The sequence below is a fragment of the Streptomyces sp. 8P21H-1 genome (genome assembly GCF_013302945.1).
Window position 1 is genome coordinate 1 of the sequence record NZ_JABTYA010000153.1, and the last position, 902, is coordinate 902.

Below are 902 nucleotides of genomic sequence, written 5' to 3' on the forward strand. Positions count from 1 at the left end.
GTCGTCCCCGCCCCCGCCGCCCGGTCCGCCGCAGCCGGCGAGCAGCACGGCGCAGCCCGCCACGGCGCCCGCCAGCCGTATCCCGCTCTTCCCCATGGTCCCCATGGCCACGTCAACCCCGACCGCATCGTGAGACAACAACCTGCACATGATGCGCCGGGAAGAGGCCATAAGTCATCAGAGGTGGCCGTCTTGTGTCCGTTACGAGCTGTTGCTGTTCGAGCGGCCGAAGAACTCGATCTCCGCGATGGCCACCTGCTTCTTGGCGTCGGCGGCGTAGGCCGAGCGCAGGACGAACCGCACCGCGACGACCTCTCCCACCCGGAACTTGCGGCGCTGGCCGCCCGCGCTCTGGTCGAGGTTGATGGTCCGGGTGCTCTTCTTCCCGTCGGCGGTGGTGATCTGCGCCTCGATGCGGTGCGGGAGGGCCGACTTCTGGAGCTGGTCCACCTTGGTCGAGGTGCCGGAAGTGATGATCAGGTCCAGCAGGCGGGTCGGCTGGTCGAAGCGGGCCTCCACCCACTCGCCCTCACCGGCCTGTGAGATCCCCGGGCCCCACCAGGTGTTGCTGAGCTTGTCGAAGGCGAGCTGCGGGCTGTGGCCGGGGTAGGAGCGCGACGCCCTGACGCTGGTCGGGCCGACCGGCGCGCGCTTGGCGAAGTGGTCGCGGGTCGCGTCGACGCCGTCGTCGATGTGGACGACGAGGGTGATGATCAGGCCCAGTACGACGGCTCCGACGATCCAGTTCATGAGGCGTCCGAAGCCGCGGCGCAGGCGGGGGCGGTCGCCCGCCCACGGGGTCTCCCCGCTGCGGAGGTCCAGCAGGCGGCGCCACCAGGTCTGCCGCTCGGGCGGGCGCGGGCCGCCCTCCATCGGCATGGCGCAGCGCCCGCAGAAGTGGC

1 pseudogene is annotated in these 902 nt (G+C 71.1%); it reads right to left on the reverse strand.

Annotated features, from left to right (window positions below):
* Positions 1-201: 201 nt before the first annotated feature.
* Positions 202-902: pseudogene (locus HO151_RS02645) on the reverse strand (zinc ribbon domain-containing protein); the annotation flags it as partial.